This is a genomic window from Mesorhizobium sp. M2A.F.Ca.ET.067.02.1.1 (assembly GCF_004023285.1).
GTDB lineage: Bacteria > Pseudomonadota > Alphaproteobacteria > Rhizobiales > Rhizobiaceae > Mesorhizobium.
Genome location: NZ_RZSB01000595.1, coordinates 1 through 3775 on the forward strand (window position 1 = coordinate 1; position 3775 = coordinate 3775).

Consider the following 3775-nt stretch of genomic DNA (forward strand, 5'->3'; position numbering starts at 1 on the left):
GCCGCACACTCGGCACCATCTCGCCCGACAGACGCAGCGTCTCGCCGGCGAAGAAGTCGAATATCTGCGCGGCGCGGATCGTCTCGCCGACGCCCTCGGCCAATGTCTTGCCTTCTTCACGCGCGAGCGAGCGGCCGATCTCGTCCTTGCGCGCCATGATCTCGTCGGAGGTCTTCTTCAGCACGGCGTGGCGGGCCAGCGGGCCGGAGCGCGACCAGGCCGGAAAGGCGGCCTTGGCGGCGGCGATGGCCTGCTTTGCCTCCTCCGGCCCGGCCGAAGCATATTCGCCGACGACATCGTTGGTATTCGAGGGGTTGATGTTGCGCGAGCCGGCCTCGCCGAGCCACTCGCCGTCGATCAGGTTCTTGCGGTGCAGGGTCATCTTGTTTTCCTTGGGTTTTGGTCGCGGCGGCCTTCGGCCGGGTCAATTGTCAGACAAATGATATAGTGATTGTCCGGGAGGAGGTCTACCCGCGATCTTAAACCTAGAGCTGGTTCGCGTCAGGTCGAGAACGACCAGAACAGGCAGGCAAGCGTGACCACGCCGAAGACGACGAAGAACAGGCTTCTGAGCAGGACGTTGCGGCGAAGCTCGTTCATGGTGAGGTGTGCCGCCACGATAGCCGCGACGAACAGGAAGCGCCAGTTGAAGAGCGCCCAAAGCACCTCGTGCTGGCCGAAGGCCCATCTGGCGATCAGCGCGCCGACGATGGTCGCGAACAGCATGATCGTCGCCCAGAAGATCGCGTCGGCGGCATGAGTCAGCACGATGCCGGCGGCGCGGATCGGCAGGATCATCATCAGCATCGCCCCGAAGAAATAGATGGCGGCGATGGCCAGGAAGGAGCCGGCGTCGGCCATGCCGTCGAGCCGCTTCACGCCGAACGCACCGTAGGGATAGCCGTGCCTCGCCACGGCCAATGACAGCGCCATCAGCAAGGCGCTCAAAACCGTGACCAGTGCGAATGTGCCGAGGGCCTTGCTCATGCCGTTCCTTGCCCGAGACGAATCAAGGGGAGTCTAGCAGAGCGCGAGCCTCAGAAGGTCAAATCACCGTTCGCTATTCTCGAAGGCGCCGATGCCTTGAGCGATGAGGTTGGTCGCCATGACCAGCGAGACGATGGCCGCCGAATTGAACACCACCACCCACCATTTGCCGCCGGTGAGGAAGCCATAGCCTTCGGCGACCGCCAGGCCCCAGTCGGCAGAGGGCGGCTGGATGCCGAGGCCGAGAAAGCTCAGCGTGGCGATCGAGAAGAAGGCGTAGCCCAGTCTGGTGACGAGCTCGATCAGGATCGTCTCCCTGATGTTGGGCAGGATTTCCAGCACCATGATGGCGAAGGCATTCTCGCCGCCGAGGCGGGCGGCGCTGACATATTCGCGTTCCTTCTGCTCGCGCACCGCGGCGCGCACGGTCCTCGCCACCAGCGGCGCATAGGCGATGGCGATCACCAGGATGACCGTGAGGTTCGAAGGCCCGAGCGCCACCAGCGTCATGGTGACGAGCACGATGAAGGGAAAGGCCATCAGCGTGTCGAGCAGCCGCGCTCCGATCGCGTCGACCAGGTCATCGAAATAGCCGAGCGCCAGGCCGATGATGGTACCGGCGGTAACACCGCCCAACGTCGCGAGCGGCGCGACGAGAAGGATGTCGCGCGATCCGACGACGATACGCGACAGCACGTCACGGCCGAGATGATCGGTGCCGAACCAGTGCGCGGCGTCCGGCGGCGTCAGCGTGGCGAGGAAATCCTCGGTATAGGGATCGAAGGGAACCAGCCGGTCGCCGAACAGGGCGCAGGCGATCCAGAAGGCGAGGATCAGCGATCCGATAATGATGGAGGGAGGAAGCCCGCGAACGGCGCGACCCAGCCTGCCGGCGACCCCCAGGACAGCGGGCGCGTGCGATGGCGCCGGGAACTCCAAAAGATCCATCATAACGACGCCCGCCGCCGTTGCCGTGGGTCGAGCAGCGCCTGGACGAGATCGCCGATCGCGGCGGACAGGACGAAGATCGTCGCCATGACCAGCACGCCTGCTTCCAGCATGGGGAAATCGCGCGACTTGGCGGCATTCAGAACCAGATTGCCAAGGCCCTGGATGCCGAACAGCGCCTCGATCACCACCAGCCCACCGAGCATGTAGCCGCTCTGCGTCGCCAGCACCGCGATGGTCGGCGTCAGCGCATTGGGCAGCACGTGGCGGATAATGACCTGCCGGCGATCGAGCCCTTTCAGGATGGCGGTGCGCGTATAGTCGGCAGCCAAAGCCTCGATGACGCCGGCCCGCGTCATGCGCGCCAGATAGCCGGCGAGGTTGAGCACCAGCGGCAGCGCCGGCAGGATGAGATAGTAACCGCTCGTCCAGAAGCCCGCGCCATCGGGCGCGGCACCCGTGATCGGCAGCCAGTTCAGCCACAGGCCGAAGACCAGGAGCAGGAGCAGGCCGGAGACAAAATCCGGGACGATGCCGAAGGAGACGCCGGCGAGCACGATCAGCCGATCGGTGAGCCGACCCTGGTTGAGGCCGGCGACGATGCCCGCGCCGACACCCAGCGGCACAAGAAACAAGAGGATGATGCCAGCAAGGGCCGCCGAGCGGCCGAGGCTTGCCAGCACGAAAGGCGCGACCGGCGCGCGCATCGACAGCGACGTGCCGAAATCGCCGGTGAGCGCCGCGCTGAACCAGCGCCAGTACTGGACAAGCACGGGCTGGTCGGCGCCGAGCTGTCTGTTCAGCGCCGCGACGGCCTGCGCATCGGCGAAGGGACCGAGCATGACGCGCGCGACATCGCCGGGCAGGACCTGCCCGGCGAGGAAGACCAGCGCGCTGACCAGCCATAGCGTGAGGAGCAGCGAAGCCGCGCGCGCCGACAAGGTGCGGCCGGTCAGCATCCGGTGCCCCGGCCGGTTTGACGTTTGCGCATCATGCCTGGACGAAGGAAACGCGGTCGAGCAGGAGATGCGAGATTGCCGTGAAGCGCACGCCCTCGACCTTCGCACTGGCGATCCGGCTGTACTGCGAGAAGTAGGAGATGATCTCCGGCGTCTCGTCGAGCAGCAGGGTCTGGATCTTGCCGGCCGCGATGCGCTGCGTCTGCAGGTCGCGGGCCTTGCCGTATTCGACCAGCAATGCGTCATAGTCCGCATTCTTGAAATGCGCGGCGTTCCACGCGCCGTCGCTCTTCAGCGTCGCGTTGAGGAAGATGTCGGGCGTGCCGCGATGGCCGAAATCGGTGATGCCGAGATTGGAATCGAGCCATGGCGAGCTGCCGAAGGTCGCGGAACCGTAATAGGCATCCTGCGGCAGGACATTGAGCTTGATGTCGATGCCAGCCTTCTTGGCGAAGTTCTGGATGATCACGGCGTAGTCGGGAATGTCGTAGGCGCGTTCGGTGGTAAGCGTCACCTCGAAGCCGTTCGGCGCGCCCGCTTCGGCCAGCAGACGCTTGGCCTCGGCGATGTCCTGCTTGCGCTGCGGCACCGACGTATCGGCCGAGGGGAAGATCGGCGCGAAGGGCGTGTCGTTGCCGACGATGGCGCGACCCTTGAGCAGGCCCTTGACGATGGCCTCGCGGTCGAGGGTGAGCGCCAGAGCGCGGCGGATGCGCTTGTCGGTGAACGGCGCCTGGTCGGTCCTGAGATGCACGGCGTCGTGCGAGCTCGCCTGGACGCTGAGCAGCTTGAAGTTGGCATTGCCCTCGATCGCCAGCTCGAGGCGCGTGGTGCTCGGGATGACGTCGAGCTGGCCGGCCTGCAGCGCCACGACCTGCGCC

At 65.6% G+C, this 3775-nt stretch carries 5 protein-coding genes; all 5 read right to left on the minus strand.

What is annotated here, in order from left to right; translation table 11 throughout:
• A partial coding sequence (locus EOA28_RS28235; protein WP_128315507.1) for an aldehyde dehydrogenase family protein occupies window positions 1-382 on the minus strand: 382 nt, incomplete at its 3' end.
• Window positions 383-501: 119 nt separating this feature from the next.
• Window positions 502-987, minus strand: a complete 486-nt coding sequence (locus EOA28_RS28240; protein WP_127249351.1) for a hypothetical protein — start codon at window positions 985-987, stop codon at window positions 502-504.
• Between the two features lie 63 nt (window positions 988-1050).
• A complete protein-coding gene (locus EOA28_RS28245; protein ID WP_127249350.1) occupies window positions 1051-1938 on the minus strand; it encodes an ABC transporter permease in 888 nt (295 codons plus the stop codon).
• Window positions 1935-2894 carry an ABC transporter permease gene (locus tag EOA28_RS28250; RefSeq protein WP_128315508.1) on the minus strand — a complete coding sequence of 320 codons (960 nt, stop codon included), beginning with the start codon at window positions 2892-2894 and terminating at the stop codon, window positions 1935-1937. The genes EOA28_RS28245 and EOA28_RS28250 overlap by 4 nt, the downstream gene beginning before the upstream one ends.
• A gap of 31 nt (window positions 2895-2925) precedes the next feature.
• Window positions 2926-3775, minus strand: an 850-nt coding sequence (locus EOA28_RS28255) for an ABC transporter substrate-binding protein (RefSeq protein ID WP_245501610.1), incomplete at its 5' end; no start/stop codon positions are given.

Excerpts from the sequence above, each read along its gene's own strand:
- EOA28_RS28250 (WP_128315508.1), bottom strand. The coding sequence starts at position 2,894 with ATGCTGACCGGCCGCACCTTGTCGGCGCGCGCGGCTTCGCTGCTCCTC.
- EOA28_RS28240 (WP_127249351.1), bottom strand. The coding sequence starts at position 987 with ATGAGCAAGGCCCTCGGCACATTCGCACTGGTCACGGTTTTGAGCGCC.
- EOA28_RS28245 (WP_127249350.1), bottom strand. The coding sequence starts at position 1,938 with ATGATGGATCTTTTGGAGTTCCCGGCGCCATCGCACGCGCCCGCTGTC.